The following is a 15,085-nucleotide window of genomic DNA, read 5'->3' as shown; positions in this document are numbered from 1 at the left end:
GTCATATCGAGTCGGAGGTGGTGCACCCGGGAGAACCTTACTATCTTTGCGCGATGCGACCCTCTATCTCGGGGTCGATGCCGAACCGACGGGCGTAGTCGGCCAGCACCTCGTACTGTACGTCTCCGGTTTCGACGTGGGGTCGATGTCGAGCGCGGGGAACTCCCGGTCGCTGTGCAGGAGGTACTCGGTCGTCGCGAGGCTGTAGGTCGCGTCGTCCCGAATCTCGCGTCCGGCGATGGTCGCGGATTCGAGCGCGTCCCCGCCCGGTTCCAGACGAGTTCGACCCCGCTCAGGTGACCGTGCCACCAGTCGTGTTCGGCGAACCCGATGGTCGGGTCGTGAGCCTGCCGGAACACGTCGAGGAGTTCGTCACCGAGAGTTCCGCGACGACGACGCGCTCCTGAAACGGCAGGACGCTCACGAGGTCACCGACGGTCACCTCGCCCGAAAGCGGGTCGCCTTCGCCCCGCCGCTGTTTTGCAGGCCGACGGCCGCGTCGGTCGCCCAGCGGTAGGCGTCAGCGACGAAGTTCCCGATTCGACTCTCGCCGCGGAAGGTCGTGGTTTTGGTTCGTTCGATGGGGTCGTCCACGCTCGCAACGACCGAAACCGTCCGGCCGACTCCTTTCGTTCGTACAGCCGACCGGCCACGTCCTCGTTCCGCGGTGCGTCCGCGACGCGGTGTCGGGTCACGGTCGGTTCGGACCCGCCGTCGAAGGCCACTTCGAGAGGACGTGGCCGTTGACACCCGGACGGGTAACGAGCGTCCCGTTCAGCTGTTCCACCCGCTCGGAGTGGACGTGTCCGCCGAGGATGACGTCGATATCCACCGCGTCGGCGAGCGCTTCGTCGCCGCGGCCGAGGTGGGAGAGCGCGACGACGATATCGACGCCCTCGTCTCGGAGACGGGAGACGGTTCGTTCGGCCGCCGCTATCGGGTCGGTGAACGTCAGTTCGCTCGCGTTCGGATTTATCGACGCCGTTTCGGGCGTGGTGACGCCGAAGAATCCGACCCGCGTCCCGCCGATATCTCGGGTCGCGTACGGCGCGGTTCCGGCACCGGCCGCGAACCGGTCGTCCCCTTCGCGGACGTTGACGGTGAGCCACGTCTGGGGGAGCGCCGGACGAGTTCGCGGGTCCGGTCGATTCCGTAATCGAAGTCGTGGTTGCCGAACGTCCCGAAATCGGGCGAGATAGCGTCGAAGAAATCGAGGGCTTGCCGCCCCTCGGTGACGAGCGAGAGGACGCCGGGGGCGGTGTTGTCCCCGGTTCCGACGACGACGGTTCGGTCGTCGCGTCTGGCGTCGATACAACCCGCCAGTCGGCCGAGTCGGTCCGGGTCGTCGTAGACGTTCTCGATGTCCGAATAGTGGAGGAGCCGGAGGGTCATTGCCGACGTGTCTCAGGGAGGAGACAAGATACCTTCGATACGTTCAACATCCCTAAATCGATGGGCCGACAAGGGGTGGATAATGACCACAGCGACGACGCCGAATGACGAAACCGTCTATATCAACGAGTCGGAAGGAACTCGCGGGTCGAAAGGTCCGTTTTTCGTCGTCTATCGCTCGCCCGAGCACGAACGGCGCTACGGCTATTTCTGTGCGAACTGCGAGACGTTGGACAACGCGATGGATTCGATGGGGCGCATCGAGTGCAACCGGTGTGGAAACCTCCGTAAAGCGACGGAGTGGGACGCGGCACACGAGTGACGTTCGTCCGGTAGGCATTCGTTTCGATATTTTGAATATCGGGTGACATTTGTTCGAATCCGCAAGAACATTTATTACGTATTGTGTGTTACGTTCACATGGATGGCCCCTGTTAGCACACCACCGGCCAAGGAGGCCAGGTCGATTTTCAACCGCCTCGGATACGAGGTTTTGGACGACGGAGACGAATTTCGCGCCAGACGAAAGTGGCGCGAGGTACGCGTTTCCGCCCTCGCGGATACCGGGGAGGCTCCGAAATATGGGACGCTACGTTGCTTCGTGACGTGGACGGAGAACGCGACACGACTGCGAAAACGGATTCGGGATTCGGACCCGGACTACGAGTGGGCAGTCATCGCGGTCGATGAAAGTGGCGACTACGAAGTCGCGCGAGCGCCGCCGAGCAAAGCGGTGGTTGCGCAGTAGGGACCGAACGAAACGAGCGAAAACGAGTATCGATTTTTCTCGACGCGTCGAGGACGACCAGTACCAACACACAAACCCGTGGCGTGCGAACGATACCGCGACTGCAATGGACGACCACACACGCGACCCGACCGCCGACCCGCCACCGACCGGCCGAATCCCGTCGGGGTGGCTCCCGGAGCGAGACTGCTGGGAACACGGGACGCTTCGAACGGCGGTGATTCACGGCGTCCGACTGTTCAACGCCGGGGAGTTCCACGAGAGCCACGACTGCTTCGAGGACGAGTGGTACAACTACGGCAACGGGTCGGTCGAGAGCGCGTTCCTCCACGGAATGGTGCAGGTCGCGGCGGGCGCGTACAAGCACTTCGACTTCGAGGACGACGGCGGCATGCGCTCGCTCTTCGAAACCGCGCTTCAGTACCTCCACGGCGTTCCGAGCGACTTCTACGGCGTGAACGTCACCGACGTTCGAACGAAGATGACGAACGCGTTGGACGACCCGACGGTGCTCCACGGGTGGAAAATAGAACTGGACGGGAGACGACCGACGGCGACCGATGTCGATTACGACTACGCTGACGGTCTCGACTGATCGCGGCGACATCAGGTACCGGCCGACGCTACTCGTACACCGAAATCCAACCGTTGCTGTTGACCGTGATTCGGTAGTCCCCGAATTGGAATTCCACGGTTCCTGCTCCGTCTCGACTCTGCCCCGAAATGTTGGGTCCAAAGAACGCGTCTTCCAGCGCGGCGACATCGACGCAATCGTACAGAACGGGGTCTTTCAGGTCCGTGGGTGAAATTCCCTTCGTGTCGGCGATGGCCTCGACTATCGTCGTCGTGAGGTCGTGTTTGCCATCCCGTTCGTACCGCGTTTGGTGGACGAGGGTGCGTTGCACATCGTCGCCACTCTCGGCGTTATCGTCGTTGCCCTCACTTGTTCGCGTCATCCATCTCACTCCGTGCGTGGGATTCCTGTTGCATGTCGAGGCTCGCACCCGCGCCCGCCAGCGCCGCCAACACTTGCTGTGCGTTGGGTCCCGGTCGAATCACTTCAGTCGATTTCTCGAACGTGATGACGCCTTCATCGACCAGTTTCGGAACGTGGGCGTGGTACAGCGAGACGTAGGTCCGTTCGACTTCCCCCCCCGGGACTTCGTGTTCCGGCAGGTCCATCTCCCAGGACGCGATTTTCGTGGCGATGTCGGTCAGTTCCCATTGGGTTTTGGATTTCAGCGTGTACACGAGATATCGGCGTCGTGACTCCGCGAGCGCCTGAAAGACGTGGTTTAGCTCCAGAACGTCTTCGGATAGCTCCGGTAGTTCGGCATCGGAGAGTTTTTCCGATGCCGTTTCGGTGTCGTCCGGCGTATTGTCTCCCATGTCGTATAGATGTTCCTGATTTGTTGTATAATTTGTGCGGCAATTGTGACCCCTTCCTCGATAAATCGTAAGCGATGATGTCAATATTTCATTAATATAGGGGGATGTGAGAACCGATTAGTCTGTCTGATTAGGAGAAATGCACCGAGAAACCGAGCGTCGCCCGTTCAGCGCCGCACGTAAATTGTGTCGGACGGCGACGATGTCCGATGTGCGACGGTCGCTGTCATCCACATCTCTTCCCCTTTTTCCGTAAAATCGCGAGTGTAAAGCGCTTTCAAGCTTCGACACCTGACTTCGGTAAATGCGAATCGAGCAGTTAGGTGACGGAACGCCGGAAGTGGCAGTCGTCGCCGGGATTCACGGCGACGAGCCGTGCGGTCCGACGGCGGTGGACAGACTGCTGTTGGAGGACCCGGACGTGGAGCGGGCGGTGAAGGTCGTCGTCGTCAACGAGCGCGCGCTCGAACGCGGCGTTCGATACATCAACGAGGACTTGAACCGCGTCTTCCCCGGCGACCCGAATGCGGAGACGTACGAGCGGCGGTTGGCGCACGAGTTGGTGTCGGAGCTACGGGACTGTACCGTCCTCTCGCTTCACTCCACGCAATCGTACGCGAGGCCGTTCGCGCTCGTGGACCGGGTGAACGCGGTCGCGCGGTCCATCTGTCCGTACCTGCCGGTCTCACAACTGGTCGAGACGGACAAGTTCACGAAGGGAAAACTCATCTCGCATCCGCACACGCTGGAGGTCGAGTGCGGCCTGCAAGGGTCTCCCGAGGCGGTCGACCACGCCTACGACCTCGTTCGCGGGTTCCTCGCGGGAACGGGTGCCCTTCCGTTGCCGGAGGGCAAAAATCCGGTCGATGCGGGCGAGCAGGACGAGGTGGAAGTGTTCCGGATGGACCAGCCGGTGCGGAAAAACGGCGGTACGGAGTTCGAAGTGTTAGTTGAGAACTTCCAGCGCGTCGAGCGGGGAGAGCCGTTCGCAACCGCCGACGGGGACGAGCTGGTCGCCGAAAACCCGTTCGTTCCGGTGTTGATGTCGGCGTACGGCTACGAGGACATCTTCGGCTACACGGCGGAGTACATCGGCGTGCTGGGGAACTGATTACTCGTCCGTCTCGTCGAACTCGACGAGCGTCAGGTCGCGGTCCAAGTGGCAGTAGTCGTGGGGAGGGTCCCCGACGATTTTCGAAATCCGGTACTCCTCGCCGAAGTCGGCACCGGTGGGTTCGCAGAACTCGTGGCTCGGGCACTCGACGTGCGGGCACGGCCCTTCGAGTTTCGCGTTGCTCCCGGCGTAGGCGTTCCTCGCGGAGACGTTGGCGCGGACGGTCGCCGGTTCGACTTCGACGGCGCTCACGCCGTCGTCGTGGACGCCACAGGGGAGCGTCTGTGCGCCTTCCCTGACGTCCGTGACGCGATATTTCACCCCCTCGGAGAGATTGAGACACTGGTTTCTGTAGGGACAGCCCTCGCAGGCGCTGGCTTCGCCCTGATAGACGAACTCCTGACCGACGTCCGCGAGGCGGGTTCCGACGAGCGTGATGGTGGACATAGGCGGGCGTAGGTGTGGCCGCCGGTTAAGCCTCTCGCCACGACGAAATCCCGCTACTCGGTTCGTCCGGTCAACTCGTCCAGTTTGTCGAGGTACGCCTCGCGCGGAACTAGATACCACGACCGGTAGTCCACTTCGCCGCGGTCGAACTCGTCCGCGAACGCGACGGCGGCCTCCAGTGCTTCATCGCGCGTGGGGAACCGCGGCGTCCGCGGCAGGGTGACTTCCGGTTCGAGGAAGAACTCGAAATACCACGAGTCGGTCGCCCGGCGCTCCTGCGGTGGCCGATTCGGGGTCCCCTGCGTGAGATACAGCGTCGGCATACACTCCGGCGGGAACTGCCGCGTGTCGAACACGTCCGGCCGGTAGGCGAGGATACACCGGCCGTTCGGTTCCTCGTTCCAGACGACCCACGACTCGGGGAGGTTCTCGATGGACACGAACGGCGGTTGGCGGCGGACGGGTGTAAGGGTTGTCAGTCCACGAGCATCGACCTTGCATATAAAGGGTGGGTTCGGTGTGATTTTTCACAATGGGCGATTTGAACGCTACAGGCCCACTCGTTCGTAACTTCGGGTCTTTCGGATGCTTAATCTATATCAAAAGAATCTTGTGCATGGGCAACAGTTATATATGGCCTCGTCCTATCCATTAAACAGTATCGGGTGGTAGCAGTCCGCACGGTACACGGTCTCGAACCATACGCTTCCGGGTGGATGGGTTTCGCTGGAATACGCCGACTGGTTTCCGAAGCGGTGGATGGCACGCACAATGATCCCGCGATTGACGCAGGAGTTACTGCGGGCGCGCTCGCCGTCGCCCGACAAGCCCCGCCGGAGAGCAATCGCGGTGTTCCGACCGACACAACTTTGTGAATGCGTGTCTACTACGTACTTCCCGCCGGTATCGGGCCGCCCGGTCGGTCTCTCTCTCTCCCTTGGTCCATACGAAGTCCCAAACAATGCGTGATACAATGAAAGGTGACATCGAAACGCTGGACGACCTCAGCCGCAGTTACCAGGAATCGATGCCGGAAGACCTCCGTGAAACGAAGTCCTTCGACTGGTACCTCCGAGAGGTATACGAAGACCCGAAGGTAGCTAGAAACGCCCACCAGCGAGTCGCCGATATGTTCGACTACTACGGCACGGAGTACGACGAAGACTCCGGCGTCGTCGAGTACCGACTCGCGTCCGAAGACCCCATATTCGACGGGGAGAACACGTTCTACGGGCGTGAAATCCACCGTGCGATTCACGAGTTCGTGAACAAGGTAAAGAGCGGTGCGCGCGGACTCGGCCCCGAGAAACGTATCAAACTGTTGCTCGGGCCGGTCGGGTCGGGGAAATCCGACTTCGACAGACAGGTTCGCAAGTATTTCGAGGACTACACCCTCCACGACGAGGGGCGACTGTACACGTTCCGCTGGACGAACCTCTGTGACGTCATCCCCGACCAGGACCCGGCCGACGACGAGATTCGGTCGCCGATGAATCAGGACCCGCTCGTCCTGCTGCCGCTCGAACAGCGGCAGCGCGTCATCGACGACATCAACGAGGAGTTGGACGCGCCGTACACCATCAAAAACGAGCAGGCGCTCGACCCCGCGAGCGAGTTCTACATGGATTCGCTGCTCGCGTACTACGACGACGACATCAAGCAGGTGCTCGAAAACCACATCGAGATATTCCGCCTCGTGGCCGACGAGAACAAGCGCCAGTCCGTCGAGACGTTCGAGCCGAAGGACAAGAAGAACCAGGACGAGACGGAGTTGACGGGCGACGTCAACTACTCGAAGATCGCCATCTACGGCGAATCCGACCCGCGAGCGTTCGATTACTCCGGCGCGTTCTGTAACGCCAACCGCGGCATCTTCAGCGGCGAGGAACTGCTCAAACTCCAACGGGAGTTCCTCTACGACTTCCTGCACGCCACGCAGGAACAGACCATCAAGCCGAAGAACAACCCCCGCATCGACATCGACCAAGTCATCGTCGGCCGGACGAACATGCCCGAGTACCGGGACAAGAAGGGCGACGAGAAGATGGAGGCGTTCAACGACCGGACGAAGCGCATCGACTTCCCGTACGTCCTCGAATACGAGTCCGAGGCCGACATCTACCGGAAGATGCTCCGCAACGCGGACGTGCCCGACGTGCACATCGAACCGCACACCCTGGAGATGGCGGGGCTGTTCGGCGTGTTGACCCGCATCGAGGAGCCGGACACCGAGATGGTGGACCTCCTCCAGAAGGCCAAATCCTACAACGGCGAAATCGAGGACACCGACGACATCGACGTGAAGAAACTCCGCGAGGAAGCCGAGGAGAAGGCCGACATCGGGGAGGGAATGGAAGGCGTCTCCGCTCGGTTCATCGGCGACGAAATCGCGGAGGCCATCATGAACTCCACGCACCGAAGCCGCGGCTTCCTGAGTCCGCTGTCGGTGTTCAACCACTTCGAGGTGAACCTGGAGAACCACGGTTCCATTCCGGAGGAGAACTTCGAGACTTACTACCGCTACTTGGAGACCGTTCGCGGCGAATACCGCGAACGCGCTATCGAGGACGTGCGCCACGCGCTCGCCTACGACATCGACGAAATCCAGCGGCAGGGCGAGAAGTACATGGACCACGTGATGGCCTACATCGACAACGCCACCGTCGAGGACGAACTGACGGGGCGCGAGCAGGAACCCGACGAGAGCTTCCTGCGCGCCGTCGAGGAGAAGTTGGAGGTCCCCCGCGACCGCAAGGACGACTTCCGGCAGGAAGTGTCGAACTGGGTGTCGCGGCGCGCCCGCGAGGGGCAGGCGTTCGACCCGCAGGACAACGACCGCTTGCGCCGCGCCTTGGAGCGCAAACTCTGGGAGGACAAGAAACACAACATCAACTTCTCGGCGTTGGTGTCGGCGAACGAAATGGACAACGACGAACAGAACGCGTGGGTGGACGCGCTGATGGAACAGGGCTACTCACGCGAGGGCGCAAAGGAGGTGCTCGAATTCGCCGGGGCGGAAGTCGCCCGCGCCGAAATGGAGGAGTGACCAGTGACCGAAGGGAGCGACTACATCGACGACGCGAACCGTGAACTCCGCGAGACGTACGAGGAGCCGCTGAGCCTCGCGGAGTACGTAGACGCGGCGTTCGAAAACCCGACCATCGCCTCGCACGCGAGCAAGTACCTCCTCGAAGCCGTCGAGTCCATGGGGACTCGAACGGTGGTCGAAGAGGGCGAGGAGAAGGAGCGTTACCGCTTCTTCGACGACCCGCACAACGACGGGGAGCACGCCATCCTCGGCAACACCGAGGTGCTGAACGCGTTCGTGGACGACCTCCGTTCCATCGCGGCGCGTCGCGGCAAGGAGGAGAAGATAATCTGGTTCGCCGGGCCGACGGCGACCGGAAAGTCCGAGCTGAAACGCTGTCTCGTCAACGGACTCCGCGAGTACTCGAAGACGCCCGAGGGACGGCGCTACACCGTCGAGTGGAACATCGCCACCGCGACGGACGCCCCGGGACTCACCTACGGAGACGACGCGGTTGCGACGAGCGAGGAGAACTGGTTCGCCAGTCCCGTTCAGTCGCATCCGCTGCTCGTCTTCCCGCCGCGGGTGCGCGAGCGACTGCTCGACAGGCTGAACGACACCATCGACGACCACCTCGACATCCTCGTCGAGGGGAAACTCGACCCGTTCAGCCGGGAGGCTTACGACTATCTGGAAGAGCAGTACAGACGCGACGGTGAGGAAGAACTGTTCTCGGCCATCACCGACCCGGCGCACCTCCGGGTGAAGAACTACGTCGTGGACGTCGGCGACGGCATCGGCGTCCTCCACTCGGAGGACAGCGGCCGCCCGAAACAGCGACTGGTCGGCAGTTGGATGCAGGGGATGTTGCAGGAACTCGACTCTCGGGGGCGTAAGAACCCGCAGGCGTTCAGCTACGACGGCGTGCTCTCGCAGGGCAACGGCCTGCTGACCATCGTGGAGGACGCGGCCCAACACGCCGACTTGCTCCAGAAACTGCTCAACGTGCCGGACGAGAAAGCGGTGAAACTGGACAAGGGCATCCAGATGGACATCGACACGCAACTCGTCATCATCTCGAACCCCGACCTCGAAGCGCAGTTGAATCAGCACGCGGACGCCGGGGGTGCGGACCCCCTCCGCGCGCTGAAGCGCCGCCTCGACCGTCGGGAGTTCCGCTACCTGACGAATCTCAGTTTGGAGGCCGAACTCATCAGGCGCGAACTCACGAACGAGACGGCGGTGTGGCAGGCGGACGTGTACGACGAACTCGACGCTCGGATTCGGGAACCGGTCGGCGTGCAGGTTCGGGACGGTGACGCTATCAACGAGCGCGAACTCGCTCCCCACGCCATCGAAGCCGCCGCGCTGTACAGCGTGGTGTCCCGCCTCGACGCGAGCGACGTGCCCGCCGGACTCGACCTCGTGGACAAGGCCGTCCTCTTCGACCGCGGCTACCTGCTGGACGGCGACGAGCGCATCGAGAAGGACGACTTCGACTTCGACGACGACGCGACGGACGGGTCGGGCGGCATCCCGGTCACGTACACCCGTGATATCATCGCCGGACTGCTCAACGAAATCCGTGACCGCCACCACTCCGACTACGACGTCGAGCAGGTCATCATGCCCCGCGACGTTCTCAACGTGATGGCCGAGAGCATCGGTGACGCCCCCGTCTTCTCCGCGGCGGAGCGCACCGAGTACGAAAACCGCCTCGTCCCCGTGAAAAACTACATCTTCCAACAGCAGGAGGGCGACGTGCTGGACGCCATCATGCGCGACCGGCGCGTGGACGAGGAGACCGTCGCCGAGTACATCGAACACGTCTACGCGTGGGCGACCGGCGAGGAAGTCGAAAACGAACGCGGCGAGCGTATCGAACCGGACGCGCTGAAGATGAAGGTGTTCGAGACGGAGCACCTCGGCCGGTTCACCCCGGACGCCTACGAGGCGAACCACGAGGCGAGCCCTGCGGTGGCCGAGTTCCGCCGGAACAAGGTCATTACCGCGCTGAACCGCCACGCGTGGGAGAACCGGAACGAGGAGTTCGAAGTCGGCGACATCGACCCGAAGGAGGTTCCGATCATCAAAACAGTGCTTGCAAACAACGACTGGGACGACGTGCACCGTGTCTACGAGGATTTCAACCCGAGCCAGTGGGAGAATCCGCCGAAGAACACCGAGACGGCCGAGGTGAAAGAACAGACCATCCAGAACCTACAGGACCTGTTCGGCTACTCGCCCGCCTCGGCGGAACTGACGAGTCAGCACGTCATGAATCAGGTGAGCTACAAATGGGACTGAGAGACGACCTCGAACGGTACAGCGAAGTCGGTGAGGACCGCCGCGAGGACCTCGCCGAATTCATCCAGTACGGTGATCTCGGTCAGAGTCTCCCGGACGAGATTCACATCCCTATCAAAATCGTGGACCTCCCGGAGTTCCAGTACGACCGCCGCGACAAGGGCGGCGTCGGCCAAGGGGAACCCGACGTGGGCGACCCGGTCGGCCAGCCACAGCCACAACCCGGAGACGACGGGGACGAGGGCGAACCCGGCGACGAGTCGGACGAACACGGCTACTACGAGATGGACCCGGAGGAGTTCGCCGAGGAACTCGACGACGAACTCGGGTTGAACCTCCAACCGAAGGGCAAGGAGGTCATCGAGGAGATAGAAGGCGACTTCACCGATATGACGAAGACCGGCCCCGACAGCACGCTCGACTTCGAGCGCATGTTCAAGGAGGGGCTGAAACGCAAGCTCGCGATGGACTTCGACCCCGACTACATCCGCGAAGCGATGGGCGTCGAGGGCTGGGGACCGGACGAGGTGTTCCGTTGGGCGCGAGCGAACAACCTCACCGTCTCGAAGCGGTGGGTCGAGGAGAACTACGACGACCTGCCCGAAGACGAGCGCTCGAAGTGGGAGAGCATCGAGGAGATGGAGTCGAACGTCCAGCCGACGAGCACCGCGCAGAAGATTCGGGAACACGGCGTCAAGAACATCCCGTTCCGGCGGGAGGACGAACGCTACCGCTACCCCGAAATCATCGAGGAGCGCGAGAAGAACGTCGTCGTCGTCAACATCCGCGACGTGTCCGGGTCGATGCGCGAGAAGAAGCGCGAACTGGTCGAACGGACCTTCACCCCGCTGGACTGGTACCTCACCGGGAAGTACGACACGGCGGAGTTCGTCTACATCGCCCACGACGCGGAGGCGTGGCGGGTCGAACGCGACGATTTCTTCGGAATCCGGTCTGGCGGCGGGACGAAGATATCGTCGGCCTACGAACTCGCGGGCCAAATCCTCGAAGAGGAGTACCCGTGGGCCGACTGGAACCGCTACGTGTTCGCGGCGGGCGACAGCGAGAACAGCCGGAACGACACCGAGGAGAACGTCATCCCCCGGATGGAGGAGATTCCGGCGAACCTGCACGCCTACGTCGAAACGCAACCGGAGGGCAAGGCCATCAACGCGACCCACGCGGAGGAGGTCGAACGGCACTTCGCCGAGACGGATAACGTCGCGGTCAGCTACGTCAACGGCCCGGAGGACGTGACGAGTGCGATTTACGAAATCCTGAGCACGGAGGCATCATGAACGAGCGAATCGAAACGCAGCGCGAGGCGGAACAGGTGCGCGAACCGGTCGTGGAAGCGCGGAAACTCGCGCGGAAACTCGGACTCGACCCCTATCCGGTCAAATACTGGATCGTCGATTACGACGAGATGAACGAACTCATCGCCTACGACGGGTTTCAGGAGCGATACCCGCACTGGCGCTGGGGGATGAAGTACGACCGCCAGCAAAAGCAGGGGCAGTTCGGCGGGGGCAAGGCGTTCGAAATCGTCATCAACGACGACCCGGCTCACGCCTTCCTCCAGCAGTCCAACAGCCTCGCGGACCAGAAGGCGGTCATCACCCACGTCGAAGCCCACTCGGACTTCTTCGCCAACAACCGCTGGTATCGGATGTTCGCGGACGACCTCGACGCGGCGGCGCTCCTCTCGCGCCACGCCGACCGCGTGCGTCGTATCATGGCCGACCCCGAAATCGACCGCGAGGAGGTCGAGAAGTGGATCGACAACGTGCTCTGTTTGCAGGACAACATCGACCAGCATCAGGCGTTCAAAAACCAGCACCGGGTCGAAGACGAGGAGCACGAGACCGACGAACTCGCGGACCAACTGGAAGACATGAACCTCAGCGACGAGGTTCGTGACGAGGTGTTCGACGACGAGTGGCTGGAAGCTCAACAGGAAAAACAGGCCGGAACGCTCGAAGAACCGGAAAAGGACATCCTCGCGTACCTCCGCGACCACGGGCACGCCTACGACCCCGAGGAGGGCAAGGCGGTCGAGATGGAGGAGTGGCAGACGGAGATTCTGGAGATGCTCCGCACGGAGTCCTACTACTTCGCGGCCCAGAAGACGACGAAGGTGATGAACGAAGGGTGGGCCGCCTACTGGGAGTCGATGATGATGGGCGAGGAGTGCTTCGCGGGCGCGGACGAGTTCATCGAGTACGCCGACCACCAAGCCCGCGTCCTCGGGTCGCCGGGGCTGAATCCCTACAAACTCGGCAAACAGCTGTGGGAGTACATCGAGAACACTGAAAACCGGCGCGAGGTCGTTCGGAAGCTCCTTCGCGTGAAGGGCATCACGTGGCGTAACTTCCACGACGTGGTGGATTTCGACCGCGTTGCGGACCTCATCGAACCCGACCCGGCGCTCGAAACGATATCGTCGGAGACGCTTTCCGACCTCGAATCGCTCCCGTCCGAGACGGTCGACGCGGAGGCGCTGGAGCGCGCCGAGGAGGGCGAAATCGACGTCGATGCCCATCCGTGGAAAGTGCTCACCTACGAGGGGCTCGCCGAGCGACACTTCTCGCTCTGCAAACTCCAGAATCAGGGCTTCCTCGAAGCAATCCCGCAAGCGGACTTGGAGCAGTACGCCCGCTACATGATGGACGACGAACGGTATGATAGCGTCGAGGAAGCGATGGCGGACGTGGCGTACACCGCCGGGTGGGACCGGATGTACGAAGTCCGGTCCAGTCACAACGACGTGACGTTCCTCGACGGCTTCCTGACGAAGGAGTTCGTGGTCGATAACGACTATTTCACCTACGAGTTCAGTCGGACGACCGGCGACTACCGGGTGACGAGCACGGAGTACGAGGACGTAAAGAAGAAGTTGATGCTCCAGTTCACCAACTTCGGGAAGCCGACAATGGCCGTCTACGACGGCAACTACGACAACAAGAGCGAACTCCTGCTCGGCCACCACTACAACGGCGTCATGCTCGACCTCGACCAAGCGACGCGTACGCTGGAGCGCATCTACGAACTCTGGGGCCACCCGGTGAACCTGAAAACCATCGTGAAGGAAATCGACGAACGCGACGCCGAAATCGCCCGGCGGCGCGACCGCGAACCGGAACCCGAGGAGCAAGGAAAACTCATCCACTACGACGGCAACGAGTTCGAGATGCGCGACCTGCCGTGGAGCGAAGTCGAGGACATCGCGGCGACGGACGTGGATTACAACACGAAACCGGACGAGTGGCTAGCGTGAGTCGTAGAGTTTGATCTCACCGCTATCGACCACCACTTCGTATCCTTCGTACTCGAACGTCGCGTAGACCGAGATATCGGTGTGTTCGGCGAGTCGCTGCAACGCGTCGATGTCGATGACCTCGGCGAGGACGGGCCGTAGTTCCGTCGCGTGGCTGTCCGAAACGTCGCCGAGCGCCCGCGCGAGCGTCACGACGACCGAATCGGGCGCCGTCCCGTACACCGTCCAGTACACTTCGCTCGCCTCGTCCATCGCCCGGTCGTCGATTCGAACCGGCTCTTGGCCCGGAAAGACGGGCGTCGTCCCCGTCGCGGCGTCGTCCGCCGTCAACCGGACGTATTGTTTCAACGTCTCCTCCTCAACCCTTGCAGAGACGGTCTCCCCGTCGCGTTCGAGAACGCCGACCGCGGCCAACGCCGGGAGATGGACGTGATGAAGGGTGATGTGAACCCGTTCTATCTCGTTTTTACTCGGCGTTCCCGACCGTTCCCACGCGGCGACCTGCTCCGCGATAGCCGAAATAGGCGCGGAATCCACGACTTCGGAGAGGTAACGACAGACCAGTCGGCGGCGCGGCGCGCCGAGAAGCGACGAGAGAATTTCGGCGGGGACGGGTTTCTCGAACCCGCTTTCGTGACATTCGCCAGCGACATCGAACAGCGAGCGTAGCATGGCTATCGTCGTCTCGTCGTGCTGGTCCGGGTCGAGATGGAAGTGCGCGACGATATCGCGTTGGCGGAGGAATTCCGTCAGCGAGTGCAGGAATCGAAACGCGGTCGTCCGGTCCACGTGACGAAGCACCGCCGAAATCGAGTCGAAACAAAGTATCGTCGGATAGTCGTTCGCGGCCCACTCGTCCAGATACAGGTGAATCGTGGTTTCGAGTCGGCCGAGACTGGCGGGGTTCGCAAGCGAGACGTCGTTGTCGTCGTCGCCGGGTTGCAGTCGGTGCGTTCCGGTCCGTGCACCACCGCCACCGACGGCGACGACGCCGAACTCCGTCGGTTCGTTGCCGATGCGCGATTCCCAGTGGTTGTACACGACTTCCGGCGCTCGGTTGTACGTCACGATGAGGACGTTTCGGTCGCCCCCATCGCCGACGGAGAGTTGGCGTACGCAGTCGCTATCGTCCCCTCTCCCCATCGCGGCGGTAAAGAGAAGACCGCTTCCGACGCCGAATGATGAATCGCCTGCTGTAGTCATATCGTATGTATCTGCGACTTATTTCCTTCTCACGGGTGGCGAACGCATCGTCTGACGTGTCATAGAGAGGAATCCGGGAATAATAAAGATATCCGCTAGACTATTTGAACGGCAGAATACACGTCATATGTTTCCACGGTTTATCGGCCGTTTTCTCCGCATTTTGTTGTTTGCTGTTTG

Annotated in this window: 13 protein-coding genes and 1 pseudogene; 8 read left to right on the top strand and 6 right to left on the bottom strand. The window is 61.8% G+C overall.

All coding sequences use genetic code 11. The features are described from left to right. Positions 1 to 40: 40 nt before the first annotated feature. Positions 41 to 1,392 (bottom strand): annotated as a pseudogene (locus BG842_RS33340) (bifunctional metallophosphatase/5'-nucleotidase). Between the two features lie 82 nt (positions 1,393 to 1,474). Here BG842_RS33340 and BG842_RS24125 point away from each other — a divergent pair. The 3 genes from BG842_RS24125 (at position 1,475) to BG842_RS24115 (ending at position 2,735) form a co-directional block, all read left to right on the top strand. Then, positions 1,475 to 1,714, top strand: coding sequence for a DUF5816 domain-containing protein (locus tag BG842_RS24125; protein WP_069452795.1), 240 nt, complete (start codon positions 1,475 to 1,477; stop codon positions 1,712 to 1,714). 102 nt (positions 1,715 to 1,816) lie between these two features. After that, positions 1,817 to 2,140, top strand: coding sequence for a hypothetical protein (locus tag BG842_RS24120; protein ID WP_217493372.1), 324 nt, complete (start codon positions 1,817 to 1,819; stop codon positions 2,138 to 2,140). Positions 2,141 to 2,246: 106 nt separating this feature from the next. Beyond that, positions 2,247 to 2,735, top strand: a complete 489-nt coding sequence (locus tag BG842_RS24115; RefSeq protein WP_069452798.1) for a DUF309 domain-containing protein — start codon at positions 2,247 to 2,249, stop codon at positions 2,733 to 2,735. A gap of 28 nt (positions 2,736 to 2,763) precedes the next feature. Here the strand turns inward: BG842_RS24115 and BG842_RS28375 are convergent, their stop codons facing one another. After that, positions 2,764 to 3,096 (bottom strand): HalOD1 output domain-containing protein, encoded by a 333-nt coding sequence (locus BG842_RS28375; RefSeq protein ID WP_083252736.1) that lies wholly within the window; start codon positions 3,094 to 3,096, stop codon positions 2,764 to 2,766. Next, positions 3,080 to 3,529, bottom strand: a complete 450-nt coding sequence (locus BG842_RS24105) for a hypothetical protein (protein ID WP_069452793.1) — start codon at positions 3,527 to 3,529, stop codon at positions 3,080 to 3,082. Before BG842_RS24105 ends, BG842_RS28375 begins: the two co-directional genes overlap by 17 nt. 304 nt (positions 3,530 to 3,833) lie before the next feature. Between BG842_RS24105 and BG842_RS24100 the strand changes: the two genes are divergently transcribed. Further along, on the top strand, positions 3,834 to 4,640 hold the full coding sequence (locus tag BG842_RS24100) for a succinylglutamate desuccinylase/aspartoacylase family protein (protein ID WP_069452792.1): 807 nt from the start codon (positions 3,834 to 3,836) through the stop codon (positions 4,638 to 4,640). Here the strand turns inward: BG842_RS24100 and BG842_RS24095 are convergent, their stop codons facing one another. Together BG842_RS24095 and BG842_RS24090 are read right to left on the bottom strand one after the other, a co-directional pair. Continuing rightward, positions 4,641 to 5,090, bottom strand: a complete 450-nt coding sequence (locus BG842_RS24095; RefSeq protein WP_069452791.1) for a UPF0179 family protein — start codon at positions 5,088 to 5,090, stop codon at positions 4,641 to 4,643. It lies immediately after the preceding gene. Positions 5,091 to 5,143: 53 nt separating this feature from the next. After that, positions 5,144 to 5,530, bottom strand: a complete 387-nt coding sequence (locus BG842_RS24090) for a DUF5820 family protein (protein ID WP_069452790.1) — start codon at positions 5,528 to 5,530, stop codon at positions 5,144 to 5,146. 533 nt (positions 5,531 to 6,063) lie between these two features. On the opposite strand from BG842_RS24090, the gene BG842_RS24085 reads away from it, so the two are divergent. Genes BG842_RS24085 through BG842_RS24070 form a run of 4 tightly spaced genes read left to right on the top strand, consistent with a single transcriptional unit; the run spans position 6,064 to position 13,702 of the window. After that, on the top strand, positions 6,064 to 8,136 hold the full coding sequence (locus BG842_RS24085) for a PrkA family serine protein kinase (RefSeq protein WP_069452789.1): 2,073 nt from the start codon (positions 6,064 to 6,066) through the stop codon (positions 8,134 to 8,136). 3 nt (positions 8,137 to 8,139) lie between these two features. Beyond that, entirely contained in the window at positions 8,140 to 10,425 is a 2,286-nt protein-coding gene (locus BG842_RS24080) for a PrkA family serine protein kinase (RefSeq protein ID WP_069452788.1), read from the top strand. After that, positions 10,416 to 11,723, top strand: coding sequence for a YeaH/YhbH family protein (locus tag BG842_RS24075; protein ID WP_069452787.1), 1,308 nt, complete (start codon positions 10,416 to 10,418; stop codon positions 11,721 to 11,723). Before BG842_RS24080 ends, BG842_RS24075 begins: the two co-directional genes overlap by 10 nt. Beyond that, a complete protein-coding gene (locus BG842_RS24070; RefSeq protein WP_069452786.1) occupies positions 11,720 to 13,702 on the top strand; it encodes a SpoVR family protein in 1,983 nt (660 codons plus the stop codon). The genes BG842_RS24075 and BG842_RS24070 overlap by 4 nt, the downstream gene beginning before the upstream one ends. Here the strand turns inward: BG842_RS24070 and BG842_RS24065 are convergent. After that, positions 13,694 to 14,905 (bottom strand): HalOD1 output domain-containing protein, encoded by a 1,212-nt coding sequence (locus BG842_RS24065; RefSeq protein WP_069452785.1) that lies wholly within the window; start codon positions 14,903 to 14,905, stop codon positions 13,694 to 13,696. The genes BG842_RS24070 and BG842_RS24065 overlap by 9 nt on opposite strands. Positions 14,906 to 15,085 lie beyond the last annotated feature (180 nt).

Origin of the sequence: Haladaptatus sp. W1 (genome assembly GCF_001723155.1) — an archaeon.
In the GTDB taxonomy this organism is placed as follows: domain Archaea; phylum Halobacteriota; class Halobacteria; order Halobacteriales; family Haladaptataceae; genus Haladaptatus; species Haladaptatus paucihalophilus.
This window is presented reverse-complemented; position numbering and strand designations above follow the sequence as displayed.

Coding starts and splice junctions, on each gene's coding strand:
- BG842_RS24075 (WP_069452787.1), top strand. CDS start 10,416: ATGGGACTGAGAGACGACCTCGAACGGTACAGCGAAGTCGGTGAGGAC.
- BG842_RS24125 (WP_069452795.1), top strand. CDS start 1,475: ATGACCACAGCGACGACGCCGAATGACGAAACCGTCTATATCAACGAG.
- BG842_RS24115 (WP_069452798.1), top strand. CDS start 2,247: ATGGACGACCACACACGCGACCCGACCGCCGACCCGCCACCGACCGGC.
- BG842_RS24070 (WP_069452786.1), top strand. CDS start 11,720: ATGAACGAGCGAATCGAAACGCAGCGCGAGGCGGAACAGGTGCGCGAA.
- BG842_RS24085 (WP_069452789.1), top strand. CDS start 6,064: ATGAAAGGTGACATCGAAACGCTGGACGACCTCAGCCGCAGTTACCAG.
- BG842_RS24095 (WP_069452791.1), bottom strand. CDS start 5,090: ATGTCCACCATCACGCTCGTCGGAACCCGCCTCGCGGACGTCGGTCAG.
- BG842_RS28375 (WP_083252736.1), bottom strand. CDS start 3,096: ATGACGCGAACAAGTGAGGGCAACGACGATAACGCCGAGAGTGGCGAC.
- BG842_RS24100 (WP_069452792.1), top strand. CDS start 3,834: ATGCGAATCGAGCAGTTAGGTGACGGAACGCCGGAAGTGGCAGTCGTC.
- BG842_RS24120 (WP_217493372.1), top strand. CDS start 1,817: ATGGCCCCTGTTAGCACACCACCGGCCAAGGAGGCCAGGTCGATTTTC.
- BG842_RS24105 (WP_069452793.1), bottom strand. CDS start 3,529: ATGGGAGACAATACGCCGGACGACACCGAAACGGCATCGGAAAAACTC.
- BG842_RS24065 (WP_069452785.1), bottom strand. CDS start 14,905: ATGACTACAGCAGGCGATTCATCATTCGGCGTCGGAAGCGGTCTTCTC.